At 66.7% G+C, this 25,292-nt stretch carries 21 protein-coding genes; 14 read left to right on the top strand and 7 right to left on the bottom strand.

Annotated features, from left to right (window positions below):
- Both LPH33_RS21780 and LPH33_RS21775 read right to left on the bottom strand, forming a co-directional pair.
- Complete coding sequence (locus LPH33_RS21780) at positions 1 to 705, bottom strand: SDR family NAD(P)-dependent oxidoreductase (RefSeq protein WP_060650239.1); 705 nt, start codon at positions 703 to 705, stop codon at positions 1 to 3.
- Positions 702 to 1,511 carry a TauD/TfdA dioxygenase family protein gene (locus tag LPH33_RS21775; RefSeq protein ID WP_229566021.1) on the bottom strand — a complete coding sequence of 270 codons (810 nt, stop codon included), beginning with the start codon at positions 1,509 to 1,511 and terminating at the stop codon, positions 702 to 704. The genes LPH33_RS21780 and LPH33_RS21775 overlap by 4 nt, the downstream gene beginning before the upstream one ends.
- A 181-nt stretch (positions 1,512 to 1,692) precedes the next feature.
- Here LPH33_RS21775 and LPH33_RS21770 point away from each other — a divergent pair, with 181 nt between their 5' ends.
- The 12 genes from LPH33_RS21770 (at position 1,693) to LPH33_RS21715 (ending at position 16,708) form a co-directional block, all read left to right on the top strand.
- Positions 1,693 to 3,219: an aldehyde dehydrogenase family protein gene (locus LPH33_RS21770; protein ID WP_420714459.1), complete on the top strand. Its 1,527-nt coding sequence runs from the start codon at positions 1,693 to 1,695 to the stop codon at positions 3,217 to 3,219.
- Entirely contained in the window at positions 3,216 to 4,421 is a 1,206-nt protein-coding gene (locus tag LPH33_RS21765; protein ID WP_229566016.1) for a CaiB/BaiF CoA transferase family protein, read from the top strand. The genes LPH33_RS21770 and LPH33_RS21765 overlap by 4 nt, the downstream gene beginning before the upstream one ends.
- Before the next feature lie 31 nt (positions 4,422 to 4,452).
- Positions 4,453 to 5,646: an OB-fold domain-containing protein gene (locus LPH33_RS21760; RefSeq protein WP_060650243.1), complete on the top strand. Its 1,194-nt coding sequence runs from the start codon at positions 4,453 to 4,455 to the stop codon at positions 5,644 to 5,646.
- A complete protein-coding gene (locus LPH33_RS21755) occupies positions 5,643 to 6,800 on the top strand; it encodes a thiolase family protein (protein WP_229566014.1) in 1,158 nt (385 codons plus the stop codon). The genes LPH33_RS21760 and LPH33_RS21755 overlap by 4 nt, the downstream gene beginning before the upstream one ends.
- A 300-nt stretch (positions 6,801 to 7,100) precedes the next feature.
- Positions 7,101 to 8,054 carry an ABC transporter permease gene (locus LPH33_RS21750; RefSeq protein WP_060650245.1) on the top strand — a complete coding sequence of 318 codons (954 nt, stop codon included), beginning with the start codon at positions 7,101 to 7,103 and terminating at the stop codon, positions 8,052 to 8,054.
- Entirely contained in the window at positions 8,051 to 8,953 is a 903-nt protein-coding gene (locus LPH33_RS21745; RefSeq protein WP_060650246.1) for an ABC transporter permease, read from the top strand. Before LPH33_RS21750 ends, LPH33_RS21745 begins: the two co-directional genes overlap by 4 nt.
- Before the next feature lie 48 nt (positions 8,954 to 9,001).
- The gene (locus LPH33_RS21740) at positions 9,002 to 10,582 is read left to right on the top strand and encodes an ABC transporter substrate-binding protein (RefSeq protein WP_229566012.1); all 1,581 of its coding nucleotides are present in this window, start codon (positions 9,002 to 9,004) and stop codon (positions 10,580 to 10,582) included.
- A 112-nt stretch (positions 10,583 to 10,694) separates the two neighbouring features.
- Positions 10,695 to 11,633, top strand: a complete 939-nt coding sequence (locus LPH33_RS21735; protein ID WP_229566009.1) for an ABC transporter ATP-binding protein — start codon at positions 10,695 to 10,697, stop codon at positions 11,631 to 11,633.
- Positions 11,623 to 12,660: an ABC transporter ATP-binding protein gene (locus tag LPH33_RS21730; RefSeq protein ID WP_229566008.1), complete on the top strand. Its 1,038-nt coding sequence runs from the start codon at positions 11,623 to 11,625 to the stop codon at positions 12,658 to 12,660. The genes LPH33_RS21735 and LPH33_RS21730 overlap by 11 nt, the downstream gene beginning before the upstream one ends.
- A 19-nt stretch (positions 12,661 to 12,679) precedes the next feature.
- Complete coding sequence (locus LPH33_RS21725; RefSeq protein ID WP_229566005.1) at positions 12,680 to 13,516, top strand: SDR family NAD(P)-dependent oxidoreductase; 837 nt, start codon at positions 12,680 to 12,682, stop codon at positions 13,514 to 13,516.
- Between the two features lie 78 nt (positions 13,517 to 13,594).
- Complete coding sequence (locus LPH33_RS21720) at positions 13,595 to 15,166, top strand: ABC transporter substrate-binding protein (protein WP_229566002.1); 1,572 nt, start codon at positions 13,595 to 13,597, stop codon at positions 15,164 to 15,166.
- Positions 15,167 to 15,268: 102 nt separating this feature from the next.
- The gene (locus LPH33_RS21715; protein ID WP_267499176.1) at positions 15,269 to 16,708 is read left to right on the top strand and encodes an MFS transporter; all 1,440 of its coding nucleotides are present in this window, start codon (positions 15,269 to 15,271) and stop codon (positions 16,706 to 16,708) included.
- A gap of 29 nt (positions 16,709 to 16,737) precedes the next feature.
- Here the strand turns inward: LPH33_RS21715 and LPH33_RS21710 are convergent, their stop codons facing one another.
- From LPH33_RS21710 to LPH33_RS21690, 5 genes are all read right to left on the bottom strand, one after another.
- Entirely contained in the window at positions 16,738 to 18,024 is a 1,287-nt protein-coding gene (locus LPH33_RS21710) for an MFS transporter (protein WP_229568437.1), read from the bottom strand.
- A gap of 176 nt (positions 18,025 to 18,200) precedes the next feature.
- Positions 18,201 to 18,494 (bottom strand): DUF3263 domain-containing protein, encoded by a 294-nt coding sequence (locus tag LPH33_RS21705; RefSeq protein ID WP_229566000.1) that lies wholly within the window; start codon positions 18,492 to 18,494, stop codon positions 18,201 to 18,203.
- A gap of 29 nt (positions 18,495 to 18,523) precedes the next feature.
- Complete coding sequence (locus LPH33_RS21700; protein ID WP_229565997.1) at positions 18,524 to 19,957, bottom strand: FadD3 family acyl-CoA ligase; 1,434 nt, start codon at positions 19,955 to 19,957, stop codon at positions 18,524 to 18,526.
- Positions 19,954 to 21,135, bottom strand: coding sequence for an amidohydrolase family protein (locus tag LPH33_RS21695; protein WP_229565994.1), 1,182 nt, complete (start codon positions 21,133 to 21,135; stop codon positions 19,954 to 19,956). Before LPH33_RS21695 ends, LPH33_RS21700 begins: the two co-directional genes overlap by 4 nt.
- A 35-nt stretch (positions 21,136 to 21,170) precedes the next feature.
- Positions 21,171 to 22,712 carry an AMP-binding protein gene (locus tag LPH33_RS21690; protein WP_229565992.1) on the bottom strand — a complete coding sequence of 514 codons (1,542 nt, stop codon included), beginning with the start codon at positions 22,710 to 22,712 and terminating at the stop codon, positions 21,171 to 21,173.
- A gap of 135 nt (positions 22,713 to 22,847) precedes the next feature.
- Here LPH33_RS21690 and LPH33_RS21685 point away from each other — a divergent pair, with 135 nt between their 5' ends.
- Positions 22,848 to 23,585, top strand: coding sequence for an enoyl-CoA hydratase/isomerase family protein (locus tag LPH33_RS21685; RefSeq protein WP_229565989.1), 738 nt, complete (start codon positions 22,848 to 22,850; stop codon positions 23,583 to 23,585).
- A 224-nt stretch (positions 23,586 to 23,809) separates the two neighbouring features.
- The gene (locus tag LPH33_RS21680) at positions 23,810 to 25,144 is read left to right on the top strand and encodes a cytochrome P450 (protein ID WP_229565986.1); all 1,335 of its coding nucleotides are present in this window, start codon (positions 23,810 to 23,812) and stop codon (positions 25,142 to 25,144) included.
- Positions 25,145 to 25,292 lie beyond the last annotated feature (148 nt).

Genomic DNA, 25,292 nt, shown 5'->3' with positions numbered 1-25,292 from the left:
TCAGGTGTTGCGTCCGCCGTTGACCCCGAGGATCTGGCCGGTGATGTATCCGGCCTCCTCGGAGATCAGGAAGGAGCAGGCGGCGGCGATGTCCTCGGGTTGTCCGACTCGGCGGACGGGTGTGCGCTGGATGTGTTCGTCGATGGTGCCGCCGAGCAGACCCTTCTCGGCGGAGCGGTGCAGCATGGGGGTCTCGACGAAGCCGGGAGGTACGGCGTTGACGGTGATGCCGGACGGACCGTATTCCAATGCAAGTGATTTGGTGAGTCCGTTGACGCCGGCCTTGGACGAGACGTAGGCGGTCATGAACTGCTGACCCGACTGCGCGCTCGACGACGAGATATTGACGATGCGTCCCCAGCCGGCCTCGAGCATGTCGGGCAGGGCGGCCTGCACGCAGTGGAAGACGCCGCCGAGGTTGACGTCGACGACCTTCTGCCAGGTCGCGTAGTCGATGTTGTGGAAGCGCTTGTAGAGCTCGAGTCCCGCGCCGTTGACGAGAATCGTGACGGGGCCGAGCTGTTCGCGGATACGGGCGAAGGCGTCGTCGACCTGTGCGCGGTCGGAGACGTCGACCTTGTACTCGAGCTCCTCACCGGAGGGGTTGAGATCGAGCACCGCGACCTGGTGGCCGTCCTTGCGCAGGCGTTCGGCGATCGCCTTGCCGATTCCGGAGCTTCCGCCCGTGACGACCGCTGTCTTCACTGCCACGGTTCGTCACCGACGATCGTGGTGCGGCGCATGAGGCGCTCGGACGACGGGTCGTAGGGCAGTGCCCGGTGCAGCATGCCGGTGTTGTCCCAGACGACGAGGTCGCCGACCTGCCATTCGTGCGAATAGCAGAAGCGTTCCTGCGTGGTCCATGCGAGCAGCTCGTCGAGGAGTTCGCGGCTCTCCTCGGGGCGCATGCCGACGATGTGATCGGCCGTGGCGCCGATGACGAGGGAGCGTCGTCCGTCGCGGCGCTCCCAGACGAGGGAGGACTCGCGGGGTGGCAGCGCACGCCAGCGTGCGACCTGCTCCTCGGTGGGGTCGGGGTAGACCAGACGCTGGGCGGCCTCGAAGCTGTGCACGACGCGCAGGCCTTCGTACCGCTTCTTCTCGTGGTCGGGAAGATTCTCGTAGGCGGCGTAGGTACTGGCGAATTCCGTTCCGCCGACGACCATTGCGACATGGCGGGCGGTGAGGGTGGTGGCCTTCGCCGGCACCTCGTTGGTGGTGTCGTCGATGTGCCAGTGGAACGTGCCCTTGAGGTATTCGGCCGACGGCGTCTTGGCGGGGTCGAGCGAGACGGTGAAGATCTCCTGCCCCGGTGCCGGCATGACCACCGTGCCGAGCTTGCGGCTGAAGGCGAGCTGGGCCTCGTCGTCGAGGTTGACACCTCGAACGAGAAGTACGCCACGCCATTTGAGTGCTTCGAGCAGCTGGGCGACCACACGCTCGTCGTCGAGGCTGTCCAGACCGGTGACTTCCACACCGAGTGACGGGCTGAGGGCTGTAGTGCTGATCACAAGAATCTCCCTTCCGGTTGCGAGAACCATACTCTCGCGCGATTGCGGGCCGCAAGACCCGGAGAATTCGCCCATGTAGGCCGTCATCAAGTGGTGGGGATCACTTCCGGGGCTATCCTGCCGGACTGCTCCTTGCTAAAGTTCTCGAAAGTCGAACAGATTAATTCTCTGATCTGAGAATGTGATTTCCACACGATGCGGAGGAGATGGGATGTCAGTGCAGGAGAACGGAGCAACCGCGGTGGCCGACGCCGCGACCACCGAAGTGGCGAAGCGGCTGCTGATCGACGGGAAGCTCACCACCACCGAGCGCACCTTCGCTTCCTACAATCCGGCGACCGGTGAACTGGTGGGTTACGCCCCCGACGCGGGTGTCGAGGAGGCGGAAGCCGCCATCCGCGCAGCGCGACGCGCATTCGACACGACCACCTGGTCCACCGACGTCGAATTCCGGATCAAGTGCCTCGACCAGCTCTACAAGGCCCTGCGCGACAACGTCGAGGAACTGCGCGAGCTGACGATCGCCGAGGTCGGCGCCCCGCGCATCCTCACCCACGGCAACCAGGTCGACGCGCCGCTCGAGATCGTGAAGTACTACGCCGACCTGCTGCGGAACACCGAGTTCACGGAGGACCTCGGCGACGTCGAGTTCCGCGGACAGCCGCACCACCGCTGGGTGGAGAAGGAGGCGGCCGGCGTCGTCGCCGCGATCGTCGCGTACAACTATCCGACCCAGCTGGCCATGGCGAAACTGCCGGCCGCGCTCGCCGCGGGCTGCACGGTAGTGCTCAAGGGCGCACCCGACACCCCGCTCGTCACCCAGGCGCTCGCCGAGATCATCGCCGAGCACACCGACATCCCGGCCGGTGTCGTCAACATCATCTCGTCGTCGCAGGTCGCGCCCGGCGAGCTCATGACCACCCACCCGGACGTCGACGTCGTCACCTTCACCGGCTCGACCCCCGTGGGCAAGAAGATCATGGCCGCGGCCGCGGATTCGCTCAAGAAGGTCTTCCTCGAACTCGGCGGCAAGTCGGCGCTCATCGTCCTCGAGGACGCCGACTTCGCGACCGCCGCGCAGTTCGCCGCCTTCAGCATCTGCTCGCACGCCGGCCAGGGCTGTGCTCTGACCACGCGTCTGCTCGTCCCCCGCGACAAGCACGACGAGATCGTCGCGCAGGTCGCCGGGATGATGCAGCACGTGCCCTACGGCGATCCGTCGAACCCGAAGATCTACATGGGCCCGGTCATCAGCGAGAAGCAGCGCGAGAAGATCCACGGCATGGTCGAGCGCGCCGTGGCCGACGGCGCCACCCTCGTCACCGGTGGCGAGAAGGTCGATCCGGGCTGGTTCTACAAGCCCACCCTGCTCGCGAACGTCGACCCCGACAGCGAGATCGCGCAGGAGGAGGTCTTCGGACCGGTCCTCGCCGTCATCCCGTTCGACGACGACGACGATGCCGTGCGGATCGCCAACAACTCCAAGTACGGCCTGTCGGGCGGCGTGCTCACCGCCGACGAGGAGCGCGGCATCGCGATCGGCCGCCGCATCCGAACCGGCACCTTCTCCGTCAACGGCGGCAACTACTTCAGCCCCGACGTCCCGTTCGGCGGCTACAAGCAGTCCGGCATCGGCCGTGAGATGGGCAGGGCCGGACTCGAGGAGTTCCAGCAGCTCAAGGCGTTCTCGAAGGCGGTGACCTCGTGAAGCCACTCGAAGGCGTCCGCGTCGTCGAGGTCGCGATGTACGGTTTCGTTCCCTCCGCGGGCGCGGTGCTCGCGGAGTGGGGCGCCGACGTCGTCAAGATCGAACACGCGGTGACGGGCGACCCGCAGCGCGGTCTGCGGCAGACGGGAACCCTTCGCGTCGAAGGTGATCCGAACCCCAACGTCGAGCACGCCAACCGCGGCAAGCGCAGCCTCGGCCTGGACATCTCGATCCCCGAGGGCCGAGAGGTGCTGCTCGAGCTCGTGCGCACCGCCGACGTCTTCCTCACCAGCGTCCTGCCCAAGGTGCGGACCAAGCTGCAGATCGACGTCGACGACATCCGCGCGGTCAACCCGAAGATCGTCTACGCCCGGGGGAGTGCGCTCGGCCCGCGCGGTGTCGAGTCCGGCAAGGGCGGATACGACATGACGGCCTTCTGGGCGCGCGCCGGTGTCGCCGCGACGCTCACCCCGCCCGGCATCGAGGGGATGATCGCGCCTCCCGGACCCGCCTTCGGCGACACGATCTCCGGCACGAACCTCGCCGGCGGTATCGCGGCGGCGTTGTTCAAGCGTGAACGCACGGGCGAACCCTCGGTGGTCGACGTCTCGCTGCTGAGCAGCGGGGTGTGGGCGATGGGCCACACCATCGCACTGTCCGCGCATCTCGGGCAGCACATGGAAGCGCCGAAGGCCGGTGGCCACGGCGCCCCGACGAACCCGCTCTCTGGTGTCTACGGCACCGCGGACGGACGCTACATCTCGTTCGTGATGCTGCAACCGGCGAGGTTCTGGGCAGATGTGTGCACGCACATCGACCGCCCCGACCTCATCGACGATCCACGTTTCGCGGACGCACAGTCGATCGCCACGAACACCGTCGAGGCCGTCGAGATCCTGCGCGAGGTCATCGGCAGCCGTCCGCTCGCGGAATGGGTCCAGCGGTTCGGCACGCTCGCCGGGCCGTGGGCACCCGTCCAGGACTCGCTGCAGGTCGTGAGCGACCCGCAGGTCCGCGACAACGAATATCTGGTCAAGGCAGGGGAACTCGAACTCGTCGCCAATCCGGTGCAGTTCGACGTGACGCCGCCGCAGACCGGACCGGCACCCGAGTTCGCCGCCCAGACCGAGGAGATCCTGCAGGAGCTCGGTCTGGACTGGGAGCGCATCATCGAGCTCAAGACAGCGGGCGCAGTCACCTAGTAGGGGGCTGCACCCGGTTCAGGGAGGGCCAATGCCTTACATAGCATCGATCGGAACGTACCTGCCGTGCTGGGGTACTCCCGACGCCAGGATCGCCGGTGACGACGAGGACGCCGTCACCCTCGCCGTCGAGGCGGGCCGCGCCGCGCTCGAAGCGGGCGGATCCGTCGAGTACGTCGTTCTCGTCAGTCGGGATCTGCCGCTGACCGAGAGCAGCAACGCCGCGGTTCTGCTCGCCGGGCTCGGGCTCGATCCCGAGTTGGAGGTGATCGAACGGCTCGGGGGTGCGCCGGCGACGCTGGACGCCCTCGGCTCGGCGCGACCGCGAACACTGGTCATCGGTGTCGACCTGAACTCGGCCGGTGCGGCGGCGGCCCTCACCTCCGATCACGGGTTGCAGGTGCGCACCGCCGCACGCGTGTCGCGAAGCCTACCCGTGCGTACGCGGAACGCCTCCGGCGACATCCACGACTACGGGGACCCGAGACTGCTCCGGAAGCGGGGATATCTCGCCTCGCTCGCGACGGCCTGGGTGGACACCCCGGCCGTCGTGGCGGGGGTCTCGGCGCAGCACGCGGCCTCGCTCGCGGCCACGCAGACCGCGGATCTGCCCACGACGGGCGCGAGTTCGGCGCTCTTCGCCCTGGCCGCGATGGCGGAGGCCGGTCTCACCGGACCTCTCGTCGGAGTCGAACAGGCCAGCCTGTCGGGACTGACCGTCGCTGAGGGGACGGCCGAGGTCCGTCGCCGGGAGAGACCGGCGCGGCCCGTGCTCGATTCGGCGCAGACTCTGCCCGGCGAGATCCCGATCTCGCTGGCGGCCTACGAGCGGGCCTTCGAAGCCAAGGTGCGATGGGAGGGCGGACGTTTCCTCGACAACGACCAGGTCGACTTCCCGCCGCGCTACCGGGTCGACGAGGACGGCTCGCTCGACACCGAGTACACCTTCGTCGAACTACCGCGCACCGGGACGGTCTACACCGAGGTCACCGTGCACGTGCCGGTGCCGGGACTGCGCACCCCGTACTCGCTCGTCGTCGTCGACCTCGACGGTGTCGGAGTGCGTGCGCTGGTGCGGGTCACCGGCACCGTCGCCGGCAGCGTCGACATCGGTGACCGGGGACGGCTGGTGCTCCGACGCATCGCGGTGCGCTCGGGTGTCCCCGACTACGGGTACGCCTTCGAACCCGATTCGGATCCCGTGGACGAGGAGGAAGCGGCATGAGAAAGGTCGCGATCGTCGGCGCAGGAATGACACCCTTCGCCGAACATTTCGCTCTGGGCATCCGGGACCTGCTTCCGATGGCCTTCGCGGAATGCGCGGCGAGCGTCGACAAGGGCGTGCGGAAGTCGGACATCGACGCGGCGTGGTTCGGATCGATGGGGACGACGGACGGTTTCCCGTCCGGGATCCTCGCCGACACCCTCGGTCTGCACGACGTTCCGGTGACTCGGGTCGAGAACTCCTGCGCGACCGGACACGACGCGATCCGCAACGCCGTCTACGGCATCGCATCGGGGGCGTGCGACGTCGCACTCGTGATGGGTGCCGACAAACTCCGGGAGACGGCCTCGAAGGGCATGCTCTGGGAATGGGAATCCATGACGCGCGACATGGCGTGGGATTTCCCGCTCGGCCTCGCGCAGGCGGGTTTCGCGTTGCACATGCGCCGCTATCTGTACGAGTCGCCGGCCACCCGTGAACACATGGCGATGGTCGCGGTGAAGAACCACCGTAACGCTCGGAACAATCCCAAGGCATGCCGCCGATTCGAGTTGTCGGTGGAGGAGGTACTCGCTGCCGATACCGTGGTGACCCCTTTCGGGGTCTACGACTGCGCACCGCAGAGCGACGGTGCGGCCGCCCTGATCCTGGTGGCGGACGACGTCGTCGACCGCCACACCGACAGGCCAGTGTGGATCCGCGGCACCGGTCTGGGTTTCGACGCCGTGATGCACCAGCACAAGCGCGATCTCACCTCATTCGCGGCGACCCGGCGCGCGGCGAAACAGGCGTTCGGCACCGCGGGCCTGTCGCCGGGGGACATCGACGTCGCCGAGATCCACGACTACTTCACCGGAATCGAGATCATCAGCTACGAGGATCTCGGATTCGCCGAACGCTTCGAGGGTTTCAAGTTGCTCGAGGGGGGAGTCACCGAGGTCGGTGGGGCGCTGCCGGTCAATCCCAGCGGCGGTCTGAACACGAAGGGGCATCCGCCGGGCGCGACCGGTGTCGCGCAGTGCGTGGAGTTGTTCGAGCAGCTCCGCGGACAGGCGGTCAATCAGGTCGACGGAGCGCGAACAGGTCTCGCGCACAATGTCGGAGGGCCGACGGCCGTTGCCGCCGTGACGATCCTGGAGGGCCCCGGGGACTGATCCGTAACTCCCCCCCGGCATCACTGTTCGGCGAGGACCCGTGCACCCGTCCGGTGCACGGGTCCTCGCCGTGCATACGAGCCGGCCCGACACACCTTTCCGTCTCATATCTCGAATATCTTGCAGCACTGCAAGATTGCCGTTCTGAATAATTGGAAACTCCATTCGTCTTTTCTGTAATCCATATTGCCGCGGCCACGGACAGGCTCTAATGTGTGGGGCATCACAGGTAGTGCACTCTGCTCGTGTTCTGCGTCGCCGTGATCCACGGCCTCGGTAGTACGACGAAAGTTGAGTCGGATGTTTCTCACAGTTTCGAAAAAGGTGGGCCGCAGCCTGCTGGTGGTCCTGCTGGTGACCATCGCGGTCGTCGGCCTGCTCGGTCTCGCGCCCGGCTCCGTGGCCCAGGTCATCCTGGGGGAGAACGCAACTCCCCAGGCGGTCGCCGAACTGAACGCCAAGCTCGGCCTCGACGCGCCCTTCTGGAGCCAGTACTTCGGGTGGTTGTCCGACGCGGTCCGGGGCGATCTCGGAACCTCGCCGCTGACGGGTCAATCCGTGAGCGAGGCCATCGCCGAACGGCTGCCGGTCACGCTCCAGCTCGCCGCGATGGGGCTGCTGATCGCACTGATGGTCGCACTCGTCATGGGTGTGATCTCCGCGTCCCGCCCGGGTAGCGCCGTCGACCGCGGCATGAACGCCCTGTCGGCCGTCTTCCTCTCGGTGCCCGCCTTCATCGCCGGCCCCGTCCTGATCTACTTCCTCGCGATCAAGCTCCAGATCTTCCCGGTGATGGGCTGGTCCCGGATCGGCGAAGGTCTCGGCGACAACTTGCGCAGCGCGATGCTCCCGGCGCTCGCCATCGCTCTCACCGAGATCGCGGCCTTCCACCGCCTGCTCCGTACCGACCTCATCGGCACACTCCGTGAGGATTTCATCGCCGCGGCACGGGCCAAGGGGATGCCCTCCTGGTACGTGATGTTCCGGCACGCACTGCGGCCCTCGTCGTTCTCCCTCATCACCGTCGCCGGTATCAACCTCGGCCGTCTCATCGGTGGCACGGTGATCGTCGAGACCCTGTTCGGCCTCCCGGGTCTGGGTCAGCTCGTCGCCTCCTCGATCACCTCCCGCGACGTGATCATGGTGCAAGGCGTCGTGGTCTTCATCGCCGTCGTCTACGTGGGCATCAACACCCTCGTCGACCTCAGCTACCAAGTCATCGACCCGCGGGTCAGGAAGGTGGTCGGAGCATGACGCAGGTTGCGCTCGAGAAGAAGGACGACGCACAGCGGGTCGAGTCGGCCACCCAGGATCTGCCGAAGGTACCCGCCGCCAAGAAGACCCGCTCGGTGCTGGTCTACCTGTCGATCGTGTGGCTGGTGCTCGTCATCGGTGCCGCGATCTTCGCAAGCGTGCTTCCGCTGGCGCCGTACAGCGTTCCGGTCGGGCCACCGCGGACGCCCCCGAACCTCGACTCCCTCGACACTCTCCTGGGAACCGACACCCTCGGCAGGTCGATCCTGTCCCGCGTCGTCTACGGTGCCCAGGTCTCCCTCGTCATCGGCGCCGTTGCCGGTCTCGTCGGCTTCCTGATCGGATCGTTCTTCGGCATGATCGCCGGCTACTTCGGCAAGCGCGTCGACGCCGTGATCTCGCTGCTGGCCGACGCGATGCTCGCCTTCCCGCCGCTGATCCTGCTCCTGGCCCTCGCCTCGATCCTCACCCCGAGCGTGCGGACCATCCTCTTCGGTCTCGGCCTGCTGGCGATCCCGTCGTTCATCCGCCTGTCGCGAGCAAACACCCTTGCCTGGTCGTCGCGTGAATTCGTCAGGGCCGCGAAGAACATGGGTGCCGGCAGCGGGCGAATCCTGTTCCGGGAGATCATGCCCAACGTCCTCGCGCCCCTCGCGTCGTACATGCCCATCGTGATCGCGGCGCTCATCGTCGCGGAGGGATCGTTGAGCTTCCTCGGCCTGGGCATCCCGCCGCCGCAGCCCAGCTGGGGCGGAATGATCAACGACGGCAAGGACGCCATCGCCACGTCGCCGCACCTGGTGTTCGTACCGGCACTCGTCATCTTCTTCACGGTGTTCGCCCTCAATCAGGTCGGCGATCACCTCCGCACCAAGTACGACCGCACCCTGCACGACTGAAAGCTCCAGAAGCGCTCGTACTCAGAACTTCCCGATGAAAGGTCGACAATGATCCGACGTAGAAGAATGTTCGCGGCGGTCGCCGTGGCCTGTTCCGCCGTACTGGTCCTCGGGGCCTGTGGATCGGGCGGTTCCGACACCGCCTCGGCCCAGGACGCCGCGGCGGTCGGCGATCCCGTGGCCGGTGGTGCCGCGACCGTCCTCCAGTCCGGTGAACCGCGCTCTCTCGATCCGGCCGCGCTGTCGAACACGTGGGCCCATCAGCCGGTGCTGGGCAACGCTCTCTACGGCGAGCTGATGATCACGGACAACGACACCTTCGACGTCGAATACCGCATGGCGACGGACTTCTCGACCGAGGACAACGGGAAGACGTTCACACTCGCGCTGCGACCGGATCTGAAGTTCAGCGACGGCACACCGCTCGACGCCGCTGCGGTGAAGTTCAACTGGGACCGTCTGAAGGATCCCGCGCTCGCCTCGACGACGATCCGTCAGGCCGTCCAGATCGAGTCCACCGAAGTCATCGACCCGGCCACCCTGCGCGTGACGATGGTCGAGCCCAACCCGCAGTTCGCTCAGGCCATCGTGGCCGGTGCACTGAACTGGATCGCATCCCCGGCCGCGCTCGAGCAGGGGCAGCAGGCGTTCGACGAGAACCCGATCGGCGCAGGACCGTTCACACTCGTCAGTTGGACCCGTCAGGATTCGGTCGAACTCGAGAAGAACGAGTCCTACTGGGACGCGCCGAAGCCCTACCTCGACCGCCTCACGATCCGGACGGTCGCCGATTACAACCAGCGGATCAACGCCGCATCGACCGGCGCAGCCGACCTGTCGTCGGAGTCGAGCTGGACCAGCCTCAATCGTGCCGAGGCGGCCGGCCTGGCCACCCAGGCGACGGAGACCGGCGGTGGGCAGTTCGTCGCGATGAACTTCCGCAGGGCTCCCTTCGACGACGAGCGCGCACGCCGCGCCGTGTCGCTCGCGGTCGACCTCGACGCGCTGAACACCGTGGTCTACAACGGTGAGGGCGAGGTACCCCACACGCTGTTCCCGGAGAGCTCGCCGTACTACTCCGACATCAAGCTCTCGGAGACGAATGCCGAGGAAGCTCAGAAGCTGTTCGACGAACTCGCAGCCGAAGGCAAGCCCGTCTCGTTCACCTACCTGTCGTACCCCACCACCGAGAGCCGCTCGCTCGGTGAGGCGATCCAGGCTCAGCTGGCCGCTTTCGACAACGTGGACATGAAGGTCGAGGTTCTCGACTTCCCGACGCTCACGGCACGGAACGGCGCGCGTGACTTCGACATGGTCATCTCGTCGTCGATCACGCAGGACCCCGACTTCCCGCTGTCGATCGCGTTCGACTCCACGTCCACCGGCAACTTCACCGGTGTCAACGATCCCGAGCTCGACGCAGCTCTCGAGCGCGGCCGGTTCGGCGCGACCGTCGAGGAACGGAAGGAAGCGTACGACGTCGTCCAGCAGCGCCTCGCCGATCAGGTGGTGGGTCTGTGGTACGTCCGGGCCACCCCCTCGGTCGCCTACTCGAAGGATCTGCAGGGCGTGCAGCTCTATACCCTCGGATCGCCGATCCCGGCCGAGTTCTGGCTCAGCAACAACTAGCCGATACAGCCGACAAGACGGAAGGGGCCGGCTCGCCGTGACCACTCAGCCGATTCTCGAAGTGAGAAATCTCCGTGCCTACATCGGCACGCCGCGAGGCACCGTCCGCGCAGTGGACGACGTGTCGCTCGATCTGGACTCCGGACAGGCGCTGGGAATCGTCGGCGAGTCGGGCTCCGGAAAGTCGGTGATGGCCCGGGCCATCATGGGGCTCATGCCGCCCCGCTCGGGCCGATCCGGATCGGTGACCTTCCAGGGCCGCGACCTGCTGGCCCTGACCAAGAAGGAGAAGCGCGAGATCTGGGGCAAGCAGATCGCGATGGTCTTCCAGGATCCGGGCCGGTCGCTCAACCCGGTCGTCCGGGTCGAGCGACAGCTCACCGAGGGGATGCGCAAGCACCTCGGCGTCAGCAGGTCCGAGGCACACACACGGGCGCTGAAGCTCCTCGAGGAGGTGGGCGTCCCCGACCCGGAACGGCGCCTCCGCAATTATCCCCACGAGATGTCCGGTGGCATGCGCCAGCGCGTGATGATCGCGATCGCGCTGGCGTGCGAACCGGATCTGCTCATCGCCGACGAGCCGACGACGGCCCTGGACGTGACGATCCAGCGTCAGATCCTCGACCTGCTGCGGCGCGTCCAGCGCGACCGGGGCATGTCGATGATGCTCATCAGTCACGACCTCGCGGTGGTCGCGGGTCGCACCGACCGGGTGTCGGTGATGTACGCCGGACGGCTCGCGGAGATCGGTTCCACCCGTGAGGTGTTCGAGCAGCCGATGCACCGCTACACCCACGCACTGCTCGGGGCGACCCCCACGATCGACCACGTGCGGCACGCGCCGTTGCGGGTGATCAGTGGGTCGCTGCCCGATCCGACGTCGCCACCGGACGGTTGCCGGTTCGCGCCGCGTTGCAACCACGCGTCGGACGAATGCCACACCACACCGCCCCCGCTCGAGTCGGTGGGCGTCGATCATTACGTCGCATGTCTGAGCCCGGTGACCGTTCCGGTCGGGGCCGTTTCCGGAGGTGAATCCCATGGCCGGTAGTGGTGCCACTCATCTGCGCGGCGACGAGGCCCTGCTCAGCGTGCAGGACCTGGTCGTCGAGTACCCCACCGACAACGGCACGGTGCAGGCGGTCTCGAAGATCAGCTTCGACATCCTGCCCGGCGAAACCCTCGGCATCGTCGGCGAATCAGGGTGCGGCAAGTCGACCACCGGTCGTGCGGTGCTGCGCCTGGACCGAATCACCTCCGGCCGTATCCGGTTCGGTGACGAGTGGATCGAGGAGGCGAGCGAGAATCGCATGCGCTCCCTCCGGCGCGACATGCAGATGATCTTCCAGGACCCGGTCGCCTCGCTCAATCCGCGCCGATCGGTCGCCGACATCGTCGTCGAGGGCCTGACGGTCGCGAAAACACCTGCGAAGGAACGGGCGACGACATCGGTGTCGGTCCTCGAACAGGTCGGTCTGCCCGGCGAGCGATTCGCCGGCATGCTGCCCCGCCAGCTCTCGGGTGGACAGGCGCAGCGCGTCGCCATCGCGCGAGCGCTCGCCCTGAATCCCCGGTTGCTCATCTGCGACGAACCGGTCTCGGCGCTCGACGTGTCGGTGCAGGCGCAGATCCTCAACCTGATCGAGGAACTCAAGGCGGAGTTCGATCTCACCGTCGTGTTCATCGCCCACGATCTCGGTGTGGTGCGCACGGTGAGCGACAAGGTCATGGTCATGTACCTGGGCAAGGTCTGCGAATTCGGTGACTCCATCGAGATGTACGACGACCCGGCGCATCCCTACACCCGTGCGCTGCTCGATTCGGTGCCGCTGACCGATCCGGAGAAGGGATTCGCCGGACCACCCCTGGCCGGCGACGTGCCGTCGCCGCTCGCGCCTCCCACGGGCTGCCTGTTCCGCACCCGCTGCCCGATGGCCCAGGACCGTTGTGCCGAAGAGGAACCCGAGATGCGTGAGGTCCGTCCGGGCCAGTACGCGGCCTGCCATTTCCCGCTCCCGTCCGTGGCCGGACGCGATCTTCCCGAACTCGCCGCCGTCGGTGCGGGTACGGACGCCTGACGGACGGAAGGATCATTCGATGACCGATTCTGCAGAGTTCGCCGATCGATACGGCCCGTGGGCGCTGATCCTCGGGGCATCGGAGGGGGTGGGCGCAGAGTTCGCGCGGACGTTCGCTGCACGCGGGCTGAACGTCGTCCTGCTCTCCCGCCGGCCCGAGGCACTCGAGGAGGTCGCCACCGAGATCCGTTCGTGCGGCGACGCGGAGACGAGGATCCTGGCGGTCGACCTGTCCGCTCCCGACGCAATGGACGTCATCACGGAGGGCACGGCCGATCTCGAGATCGGCACCGTCGTGTACTGCGCGGGCGCAGATCCGAATTTCCAGCCCTTCCTTGATAATCCGGTCGAGACCGCCGTCGGACTCGTCCAGCGCAACTGCATCACGAACATGCGTGTGTGCCATCACTTCGCACACGGCATGGTCGAACGGGGAAAGGGAGCGCTGATCCTCATGTCGTCCGCCGCCGGTCTGCGCGGTGGGGCGAACATGGTGGCCTACGGTGCCTCCAAGGCGTTCGACATGGTGATGGCCGAAGGTTTGTGGTCCGAGCTGAAGCCTCACGGCATCGACGTCCTGTCCCTCGTGGTGGGCCGCACCGACACCCCGGCACTGCGTCGACTCCTCTTCGCCCGCGGCGCGATCGACAGCCTCGACGCCGACGTTCCCGGCCTCGCGACGCCCGCGTCCGTCGTCGCCGAGGCGCTCGACAATCTGGCCGACGGGCCGACCCATCTCGTCGGGGAACAACTGCAACAGGCGTGGCGGGACATGGCATCCATGACACGCAGTGAAGCGGTCCGGGAAGCCGCCGCCCGCCAGGCCTCCTTCGCCGCGACCGCACGTTCCTCCTGATCTTCCTTTCTCGGCCCTGCAGTACCTCTGTGCTGCAGGGCCGGTCCGTATCCGGGTTCGGCGTTCGAAAGGTGACGTATGTTCGGAAAGAGACATCTCGTCAGGGGATTCGCGGCGGCCTGCGCCGGCGTTCTCCTGCTGTCCGGTTGCGGCAGTGGCGACACCGCAGACGCGAATGAGACCACCGCGGCGGGTGATCCCGTCGCGGGCGGTGAACTCGTCGCACTCCAGCTGAGCGAGCCCCGCACCCTCGACCCGGGAGGGCTGTCCAATACCTGGGCCCACCACCCGATCGTGGGCAACGCGTTGTACGGGACGTTGATGACCAACGACCCGACGACGCTCGAAGTCGAGTACGGACTCGCCACGGGGTTCACGACCGACGACGGAGGTCGCACCTTCACCCTCACGTTGCGACCGGACGTGACCTTCACCGACGGAACACCTTTCGACGCGGCTACGGTCGAGTTCAACTGGAGGCGCATCGCCGACCCGGCGACCGGCTCGAGCGGCATCCGGCAGGCCGCGCAGATCACCGGTTACGAGGTGGTCGATTCCGGAACCCTGAAGATCACACTCGCCGAACCCAATCCGCACTTCGCGCAGGGCGTGATCGCCAACGCGCTCAACTGGATCGCCTCTCCCACCGCGCTGCAGAAGGGACAGGCCGAGTTCGACGCGAATCCCGTCGGCGCCGGACCGTTCACGTTGGTGAACTGGACCCGTCAGGCCAAGATGACCTTCGAGAAGAACCCGGACTACTGGGACGCCCCGAAGCCGTATCTCGATCGGCTGGTCGTGCGCGGTGTCTCGGACGGGCCCCAGCGGATCAACGCTGTCACGACCGGGGCCGCGGACCTCTCGTTGGAGGCGAACTGGTCGAATCTCGCCAAGGCGGACGCCGCCGGACTGCAGACCGTGGTGACCGAGGTCGGTGGCGGTCAGACCCTCGCCCTGAACCTTCGGCGCGCACCCTTCGACGACGAACGTGCACGACGTGCGGTGGCTCTCGCGCTCGATCTCGACGGTCTCAACAGCGTGGTCTACAACGGCGACGGTGTCGTGCCGACGTCGCTGTTCGCCGAGAGTTCACCGCTCTACACGGACGTGGAGTGGCCGACGGCGAACGCCGAGGAAGCCCAGAAGTTGTTCGACGAACTCGCGGCCGAGGGCAAGCCGGTCTCCTTCACCTTCCTGTCGTACCCGACGACCGACACGCGGACCACGGGCGAGACCATCCAGGCACAGCTGAGCGCCTTCGACAATGTCGACGTGCAGGTCGAGGTGCTCGACTACGCGCAGGCCACGGCCCGATCGAACACCCGCGACTTCGACATGATGGTGTCCTCCGCCGCCGTGCAGGATCCCGACTACACACTGTGGACGGCATTCCACAGCAGGTCGCCGGGCAACTTCACCGGTGTTGCGGATCCCGAACTCGACGCGGCACTCGATCGGGGTCGTCTCTCGGAGTCGACGGACGAACGCAAGGACGTCTACGCGGAGGCCGAGCAGCGGATCGTCGAGCTCACTCCGGCAATCTTCTACATCGCCGCAGCGCCCTCGCTGATGGCCTCACCCGACGTGCAGGGCATCGAGATGTACACCCTCGGATCGCTTCGCCCCGAGGAGATCTGGATCGAGGACTGATGTCGGTTCGGTTCCCGGGGCGCGACTCCGGGGCCGAACCCGATGCCGATACAGAGGGCAACGGCGCGCGCGGCGTGAACGATCGAACGAGGAGATGCCGGGGTGGACGGAACATCGACGACGGGTTTCGCCGGTCGCACGATCTGGGTACTGGTGTTCGCCGGCATCGTCACCACGGTGATGTCGACCCTCGTCATCCCGCTGCTCGGTGAACTGCCCGCACTGCTCGGGACCAGCCCGTCCAATGCGTCCTGGGTGGTCACGGTGACCCTGCTCGCGGGTGCCGTCGCGACACCCGTGACGGGCCGCTTGGGCGACATGTACGGCGTGCGCCGGATGCTGCTGGTGTGCACGATCCCGCTCATCGTCGGGTCGTTCCTGTGCGCCCTGTCGTCATCCCTGGCACCCATGCTCGTCGGCCGTGCCCTCCAGGGCGCGGGCTTCGGGATCGTGCCCCTCGGCATCAGTGCGCTGCGTTCCCTCGTGCCTCCGGCGCGTCTCGGCTCGGCCATCGCCCTGATGAGTTCGTCCCTGGGGATCGGGGGAGCACTCGGCCTGCCGCTCGCAGCAGCCGTCGTCCAGTACACGAACTGGCGGATGCTGTTCTGGGGAGCAGGTCTCGCCGGTGTGCTCGTCGCGGTTCTCATCGCCTGGCTGGTGCGGGACACCCCGGTGCCGGCGGACGTGGGCCGATTCGACCTCGTCGGCACCCTCGGGCTCTCGGTCGCGCTGGTCGCCGGGTTGCTGGCGATATCCAAAGGCGGCGACTGGGGCTGGACCGATGCGACGATCCCGATCCTGTTCGCGGTCTCGATCGTCGCGTTCGTGGTGTGGGGCCGGTGGGAACTGAGGGCTCCGGCACCACTCGTCGATCTTCGGGTCTCGAAGGGGAACCGGGTTCTCGTCACCAACATCGTCGCGACCCTGATCGGTTTCTCGATGTACTTCCAGGCGCTGCTGGTTCCCCAGATCCTGATGCTGCCCACGGAGACGGGATACGGACTGGGACAGTCGATGGTGGCCATGGGTTTGTGGTGCGCACCGGCCGGTCTGCTGATGATGGCGATCTCCCCGCTGGGGGCACGGCTGACGACCCTGCGTGGCCCCCGCGCGACCCTGTTCGCGGGCTGCCTGATGATCGCCGCGGCCTATGCCTCCACGGGACTCCTCATGAGGTCGCCGTGGGGACTCATGGTGCTCACCTGCTGCGTCGCGGCCGGAATCGGGCTGGCATACGGGGCCATCCCCACCTTGATCATGGGAGCGGTTCCGCCGACGCAGATCTCGTCCGCCAACAGCGTCAACACCCTGCTTCGTTCGGTCGGAGGCACCGCGTCGGCCGCGGTCGCGGGGGTCGTGCTGGCGCAGACGACCGTCGCCTTCCGTGGAACATCGATCCCGTCCGAAGGAGGACTCCTCACCGGCATGCTGATCGGGGCGGCGTCCGCACTGCTGGCCGCCGCCGTGACCCTGGCCATCCGACGTGTCCGGCCCGAGGACCCGACCGCTACGGAACCTGTGACAACCGCCTCCCGGCCGTGACCCGGACCCGATCGGGAGGCGGGAGAGCGTCAGTGATGGGAGAGAGCGGTGGGATGTGCTTCGTTGTCGATACCCGGGATGCCGCGTCCGCGCAGCGATGCACCCGCGGTCTCCGCCACGAAGTAGAGGGCGAAGAGGCCGACCGCGCACGCGCCCATCATGTAGAAGGCCGGCATGAGATCGTTGCCGGTCCGCTCGACGAGCCATTCGTTGATCGCGGGAGCCGTACCACCGAAGATCGAGGTGGACACGTTGTACGAGATCGCGAACCCGGCGAACCGGACCTGAGTGGGGAACATCGCGGGGAAGGTCGCCGAGATGGTCGACAGCTGCATCACGTACAGCAGACCGAGCACGGTGAAGCCCAGGATGGCCCAGCCGAAGCCCACCGACATCAACATGTACATCGGCACGGCGAGAACGAACAGACCTGCCAGCGACGCCGCCCAGAGGGGCTTGCGCCCGATCCGGTCCGACAACGCCCCGGAGAACGGGATGACCGCCATCATCGCGAGCTGACCGATCAACACCAGGATCAGCGCCGAGGTGGTCGTCAGACCGATCCGATCCTCGAGATAGGTCGGCATGTAGCTCAGCAACGTGTAGTTGCAGACGTTCAGCGCGATGACCAGACCCATCATCTTGATGATCGGCCGCCAGTACCGGGTGATCAGGTCCTTGAACTCGGCGCCGACGCTGGCCTCCTCCTGGTGCGCCTCCTCGAGTTCCTTGAAGACCGGTGTCTCGTCGAGTTTCGAACGGAGGTAGAGGCCCACCAGTGCGAGCGGGCCGGCGACGAAGAACGGAAGTCGCCAGCCCCAGGTCGCCATGAAGGCGTCGGTGGACAGCAGATCGATCATCAGGACGAGGAACGCACCGACGGAGAAACCGCCCAGCGTGCCGAACTCGAGGAAGCTGCCGTAGAAGCCACGCTTGCGGTCGGGGGAGTACTCGGCCATGAAGGTCGCTGCGCCACCGTACTCACCGCCGGTGGAGAAGCCCTGGATCATGCGCAACAGCACGAGCAGCAGGGGCGCCCAGAACCCGATCGATTCGTACGAGGGGACCGCGCCGAGCAGCACCGTCGAACCACCCATCAGCAGGATGGTGAGCGCCAGGATCTGACGACGACCCAGCCGGTCGCCGAGCGGACCCCACACGAAACCGCCCAGCGGCCGCATGATGAAGGAGACCGCGAAGACACCCAGCGTGAGCAGTGTCGCGGATTCGAGATCGCCGGGGAAGAACGAATCGGCGATGTAGGTGGCCGTGTAGGCGTAGACGCCGTAGTCGAACCATTCGGTGAAATTACCCATGGCCGACGCGCCGATGGCGCGCCGTACTGTCTCCGGCTGCTCTTCGTGAGCTTCCGGTGTTGGGTCGACGGAACCGTTCTCCACGATTGCCCCCTCCGATCGAGCTCGGTGCCTCGGCGGATACCCGAGTCGAAGGAGGACGAAACCGATTCCCGTGAAGTTCCTCGAAGCCGTGGTCAGGCGGACAATCTGCTGAGGGGATGCGCCGACGAGGCGTACCGTGCCCGATCACGCCGGCCCGCCGCGGCGGCGATGTCGACGGTGTCGAGCCGCTCGTCGCAGATGCGCACGAGTTGCTCGAGGACGGGCGGTTCCAACTGGTTCCACCGGTGCTTGGTCAGCAGGCCGCGGAGGCGGTGGAAGTAGTTCTCGGGGGTGATCCCGAAGGTGACCCAGATGTCCTCGTCGGGCCCACCGTTCCAGTGTCGCCACTTCACGGCGAAAGCGATCATCGCAGCTTCGTCCGACATGCCGGAACTCCTGTCTGATGGGGGATGTGTCAACGGAGTAGTTCTTTGACGACCTTGCCGGTCGCGTTGAGGGGGAGCGCGTCGATGTACTCGACGACACGCGGAACCTTGAATCCCGCCATGCGTGCGCGGCTCCACGCGATCAGGTCCTCGGCGGGGACGGGATCGGACGAGACGACGAACGCCTTGCCTACCTGGCCGAGCCGGTCGTCGGGAATCCCGATTACGGCCACCTGGTCGACGGCCGGGTGTTCGAGCAGGAATCCTTCGATCTCGGCGGGATAGGCGTTGAAGCCGCCGACGACGAACATGTCCTTCTTGCGGCCGATGATCCGGAGGTGACCGTCTGCGTCGATCTCGCCGAGATCGCCCGTGTGGAGCCATCCTTCGGAGTCGACGGCCGCCGCGGTGGCCTCCGGATCGTCGAGATAGCCCTGCATCACGTTGTATCCGCGGATGAGCACCTCGCTGTCATCGGCGATGCTCACTTCCACACCGTCGCAGGGCTTTCCGACGGTCGTGGCGATCTGTTCGAAGGTGTCGCCGCGGCGGGAGGCCGTCGCGGTGCCGGTCTCGCTCAGACCGTATCCCGTCATGATCGTCTCGAAGGGCAGTTCGCTCCGGATCCGCCGGATCAGATCGACAGGGATGTCGGCCGATCCGGTCACGGCCGCGCGCAGCGACGACAGGTCGTGGGTCCGGTCCTGCTGCGCTGCGAGGAGCGAGTGATAGAGCGTGGGTGGTCCGGGCAGCATGGTCACATGTTCCCGCTCGATCAGGTCGAGGACGGTGTCCGTCTCGAAGACCGGGACGGGAATCATCTTGGCGCCGCAGATGAACGACGCGACGAGGCCGGCCTTGTAGCCGAACATGTGGAAGAACGGGTTGACGAGCAGATAGCGGTCGCCGCGTCGCAGATCGGCCAGATCACACCACTCGGAGAACATCCGAAGGGTCTGCAGGTGGTTCATCATCACGCCCTTGGGGCGCCCGGTGGTGCCCGAGGTGTACATGATGTCCGCGATGTCCTCACCGGCCACCTCGCGGACGAAAGGCCTTCCGCTGTCGAGGAAACCGGATGCGATGTCGATCCGGTGGACACCGGCCGGCACCGCGTACTCCTGGTCGAGGAAGCCGTCCTGCACGAGGGTCAGCTTCGCGCCGCTGCGCCGGATGATGTCGCCCGCCTCGTCCTCGCGGTACCGGGTGTTCACCGGAACGAGCACGCCACCCGCGGTGAGCAGGCCGAAGGCCGCGACGATCCACGCGGCGGAGTTGGGGGCCCAGATCGCCACCCGATCACCCTTGCCGACACCTGCGTCGGCGAATGCCCCGGCGGCGCGGCGGATTCGATCGGTGAGATCGGTGAAGGAGATCCGGAGGTCCCCGTCGACGACCGCTTCGGCATCACCGAAGCGGTCGCCGGCGCTGAGGACCATCTCGGGGATGGTCCGCCAGCTCATACCTTCAGGAGCCTCGCGAGGTTGCCGCCCATGACCAGCTTCTGGTCCTCGAAGGGCAGGTGCTGGATGTGCTGGATGTAGGTGGTCGGCTCGGCCAGGCCCTCGGGGTGCGGGTAGTCGGAACCGAACAGCACGCGCTCGGCGCCGATGAGGGCGGTGAGCTTGCTGAAGTCCTCTTCCCAGAAGGGGCTGACGTGGATGCTGTTCTTGACCGCCTCGACCGGGTCCTTCATACCGAAGCCCTCGGGGGCCTTCTTGAAGGTGTCGGCGAGGTTCTGCAGCAGACCGGGCAGCCAGCTCGCGCCGTTCTCGATCACCGCGATCCGCAGCTCCGGGAAGCGGAGGAGTGCACCGTGGCAGACCCACGACGCGACCGCGTCCTGGATCGGACGCCACTCGTTGACCATGTGGAAGGTGTTGGTGACGAACGGCAGCATCTCCTTGTCGGCGCCGTCCCACTCCGCCGTGTGGCGGGCATAGCCGCTGTCGGACGAGTGCTGGGTCACGAGCACGTCGAGTTCGACGACACGCTTCCAGAAGGGATCGAACTCCGGCAGGGCGAACGAACGCGGTCCGCGGTAGCCGGGAACCGGAGCCGGGCGCACGAGGATCGCCTTCGCGCCGCGTTCGACGCACCACTCGAGTTCCTCGATGGCCTTGTCGACGATCGGCAGGCTGATCACCGGCACGGTGAAGATGCGGTCCTTGTAGTTGAAGGACCACGTCTCGTACAGCCACTGGTTGAGCGAGTGCACGACGGCGTGGATCAGCTCCGGATCGTCACGCATGCGCTCCTCGACGAGACTGGCGAGGGTGGGGAACATGAGCGTGCGCTCGATGCGGAGTTCGTCCATGAGCTCGAGACGGGCCGCCGGCTCGCGGAAGGCCGGGATCGACTCCATGGACTTGCCGAAGATCTCCCGACGGCTCTTGCCCTCGGGGTTGCCGTTCTTGAAGTAGTCCTCCATGGCGCCCGGTCGGGCGACGACCTCGAAGGTCGGGTTGGGGATGTAATCGCTGATCTGACCGCGGATCGCGATCTTCGTGCGGCCGTCGACCTGCACGTACTTGATCACGTCCTTGTACTTCTCCGGAAGGAATTTCGTCAGCGCCTCCTCGGTCTCGTACAGATGGTTGTCCGCATCGAACAGTTGGTACGGCAAATCGTTCGCGGTCATCAAATCCTCCTTCTCCTGTTACGAGAATACTATTCTCATGTGTGCGCAGCCGCAATATCCTGGCGAACCCGGAACTTCTGGATCTTCCCGCTCGCGGTGCGCGGGAAGTCGTCTACGCGATGCAGTTCCTCGGGCCACTTCTGCTTGGCGATGCCCGCCTGCCCGAAATGTGTACGGATGTCCTCGAGCGTCGGCATCTCGTGCCCGGGCCGCAGGCGCAGCACGGCGGCGGCATGTTCTCCGAGGCGCTCATCCGGTGCCGACACGACGGCGGCCTCGGCGACCGAGGGCAGGGTCAGGAGCACCTCCTCGACCTCGAGCGCGCTGATGTTCTCCCCACCGCGGATGATGAAGTCGGCCTTGCGGTCGGTGATCGTCACGAAGCCGTCCTCGTCGACGATCGCGACGTCTCCGGTGTGATACCAGCCGTCCTCGTCGAACGCGCGGGCCGTGAGTTCCGGGTTCGTGTATCCCATGCACAGATCCGGTCCACGGCTGAGGATCTCGCCGTCGTCGGCGATGCGGATCTCCACTCCGGGACACGCGTTGCCGTCGGTGAACAGGCGCTTGTCCACCGGGTCGGTGACGAGTGAGCTCGTGATCGACGGGTGCTCGGTGCTGCCGTAGGCGCGGAACACGGTGATGCCGAGATCGTCGAGACGGCGGGTGACGGCGGCGGGCACGGTCGACCCGCCCAGGCCGGCGTACTTCATGTACTGCAGGTGCCGGTCCGGATCGAAGTTCGGGTGGTCGAGCAGGCTGGTAATGAAATGAGTTGCGCCACCGCCGATCACGAGTCCGTCGCTCTCCATCAGTTCGATCGCGCGGGCCGGATCCCAGACATCGAGCAGGTTGATGGGGGTGTGGTCGAGAATCGGGATGAGGAAGGCGTTGACCATGCCGATGAAGTGACCCACCGGCGCCCCGGTGAGCTGCGACCCGCGGTCGTCGGGATACCGCTCGGAAAGCTGCCTCGTCTCGAAACCGAGCGTGCGGTGCGTATGGATCACGCCCTTCGGGTCGCTCGTGGTACCGGACGTGAACGCCAGCAGCGCGGGCTGCGAGGGGTCGACGGGAAGCACACCCTCGAAGGGTTCGTCGTCGAGCAGGTCGTCGAAGTCGCGTCCCACGACACCGACGACGGGGACGTCGGCGCACAGTTCGGGCCGGTACTCGGTGTATCCGAACTTCTCGGCACACACGAACACTTTGGGAGCGGACTCGCGCAGGATGTACCCGAGTTCCTTGGGGCCGTAGAAGTGGACGATCGGCACGACGGTCGCGCCCAGGAAGGACGAGGCCCAGAAGACCGCCGCGGCCTCCATCCAGTTGGGGAGCTGGAAGGCCACCACGTCGCCGGGGCCGACCCCGCGGCGGTGCAGGCCGGCCGCGAGGCGCCGCGCAACCTGTTCGACCTCGCTCACGGTGCCCGACCACGGTCGGATGGTCGAGTGGATGCGGAACTCGGTGTCGGGTGCGGCCTTCAGGCCGCGCGCCAGCATGTCGCCGATCGTCTCGCGAGTCCACCACCCTTCGCTCTCGTAGCGTTCGACCAGTTCGGAGGGGATCTGCCGCATCTGAAAGCTCCAGTGTCCGGGGTGGCGTCACGCCGCCGTTCGTCGCGGCGCGACCGGTGCAGACCGGCCTCGGCCGGTTGTGGAGATGGTATTCTCCGAAAAGTAGAATTCCAATATCAGTTCGGAGAGCAGACCATGGTGGAGCTGGAGCTCGACGACGGACTCGCCGTCGTCACCATCGATCGCCCGCACGCGCGCAACGCCATCGCCCCCGAGACGATGGACCAGCTCGAGAAGGTGCTCGACGAGGCCGAGCAGGCGCAGGCGCGTGCCCTGGTGATCCGTGGTGGGGGCGACCGCGCCTTCGTCTCCGGCGGCGACCTGAAGGAACTCGCCAAGCTCCGCACCCACGGGCAGGCCGCCGACATGGCCCGGCAGATGCGCACCGTGTGCGACCGGATCGCGGCCTTCCCGGCTCCCGTCGTCGCTGCGCTCAACGGTCACGCACTCGGCGGGGGTGCCGAGGTGGCCGTCGCCGCCGACATCCGTATCGCCGCGGACGACATCAAGATCGGCTTCAACCAGGTGTCGCTGGCGATCATGCCTGCCTGGGGCGGAGCCGAACGGCTGGCCTCGCTGGTCGGACGCGGGCGTGCCCTCATGCTCGCCGGGACCGGCGACATCCTGCGAGCCGAGGAGGCCGAACGCATCGGCCTCGTCGACAAGGTGATCCCGCGGGAGACCTTCGACGAGGGGTGGCGCACTCTCGGCCGCGCCCTCGCCAACCCGTCGTCCGCGTCGATCAAGCGCGTCGTGGACGGTGCGAGCCCGGAGGAGGCGGTCGATGCGTTCGCGCGGTTGTGGATCGCCGATGCCCACTGGGAAGCGGCCGACAGGGTGCTCTCACGCGGCAGGCAGGCGCGCGGAAAATAGGGCACAGGGAAACCAGGACGGGTAGTTGTCACTGCAGCGCCGAACGTTTGCGCGCCCTGAAGACAGTTGCATGCCGTCCGGAGGCGTGCTTTTGTCCGCGGACCGTGCACGCCTGCTCGTCCCAGGGTTGCGGTGATCTCCCCCTGCGGGTCCGGACGGACGTTTGGATGTGCTCCCGACGGGAAGCCTTCATAGGTCCTGTCCCCCCGACGCCGGGAGCATCTGTGCCTGCATCGACCGCGACCGTTTCACCCACCGACGCCGTTCGGCTCCTTGGCCAGGTGGCCGTGCCGTTCGTGGCGGTGGGACCGATCGCTCGTCGGCGTTGGGCGATGAAGCTGCTCGAGAAGAACCAATCCGATGCCGGCGTGGTCCGCCTGGTCGCCGATCTACGGAAGCGGCACGGTGACGGACCGGTGGTCGTGCCGATCCCCGGCCGCACCCTCGCGATCGTCCTGACGCCCGAGGATGTGGACCGGATCCTGCGCACCGACACGGCATCGTTCACTGCGGCCAACAAGGAGAAGGTGGCCGCACTCAGCCCGTTCCAGCCCAACGGTGTGCTCATCTCCCGAGGGAACATCCGCGCCCAGCGACGCGCGTTCAACGAGTCGGTCCTCGAACCGGAACACGCCCTGCACCGTCTCGCGGCCGAATGGGTTCCCGTGATCGAGCAGGAGGCGCAGGATCTGCTCGACCATGCCAGGTCGCGCGGTGAACTCGACGCTCCCGATTTCGTGAAGACCTGGTGGCGCCTCGTTCGGCGACTCGCGTTCGGCGACGCCGCCCGCGACGACGAGAGCATCACCGACCAGTTGTGGACGCTGCGCTCGAACGGGAACTGGTCGTTCGCGCATCCGCTCCGGCACCGCCTGCGCGATCGGTTCACCCAGAACCTGCACCGTCATGTCACGGCGGCTCCGTCCCAGAGCCTGGCCGGGGTGGTCCGGGACCTCGCAGCGCCGGCGTCCGTCGACCCGATCGGGCAGATGCCGCACTGGTTGTTCGCGTTCGACGCCGCAGGCATGGTCAGCGCCCGAACCCTGGCGGTGTTGTCGACCCATTCCGAGCAGCGTCTGCGCGTCGAGTCGGAATTGTCGGGAACCGAAGCCGGGACACCGCAGGTCTACGAGTCCCTGCGGGCCTGCGTGCTGGACACGACCCGGCTGTGGCCGACTACTCCGGTGATCCTCCGGGACTCCGTGGAAGAGACCACGTGGAGCGACGGTGCGGGTGGTACCTCCACGATTCCCGCCGGTACGGGCTTCGTGATCCTGTCCTCGGCCTTCCACCGCTCCGACGACCTGCCGTTCGCCGACACCTTCGAACCCGAGATCTGGCTCGACGGCCGCGCCGAGCGCTATCCCGCGCTCGTGCCGTTCAGCGCCGGACCGACGGTGTGCCCCGGGCGCAGCATCGTGCTGTTCGCGGCGAGCACCTTCCTTGCGACTCTGCTCCGGTCCGCCGAGTTCACCGTGGTGTCGGATATGAAGCCGGATCCGGCGCGTCCGCTGCCCGCGACGTTCGACAATTTCGGTCTGCGTTTCGCGGTGCGGTAGGACCCTCTCGGCTGGGGCCGCAATACCGCCTCGATACCCCCTCGGAGATCGTTTCCCCGTTATCCGAAGGCGTGACGTCACTCACGGTTCACCCCGGTTTTGCGACCAACGCGTGAGGTCGATGGTGTCGATGTGAATCGAGTAGGGC

The organism is Rhodococcus sp. RDE2 (assembly GCF_020885655.1).
Taxonomy (GTDB): Bacteria; Actinomycetota; Actinomycetes; order Mycobacteriales; family Mycobacteriaceae; genus Rhodococcus; species Rhodococcus pyridinivorans.
The sequence above is the reverse complement of the archived record's forward strand: the minus strand, read 5'-3'. Positions and strand labels throughout refer to the sequence as shown.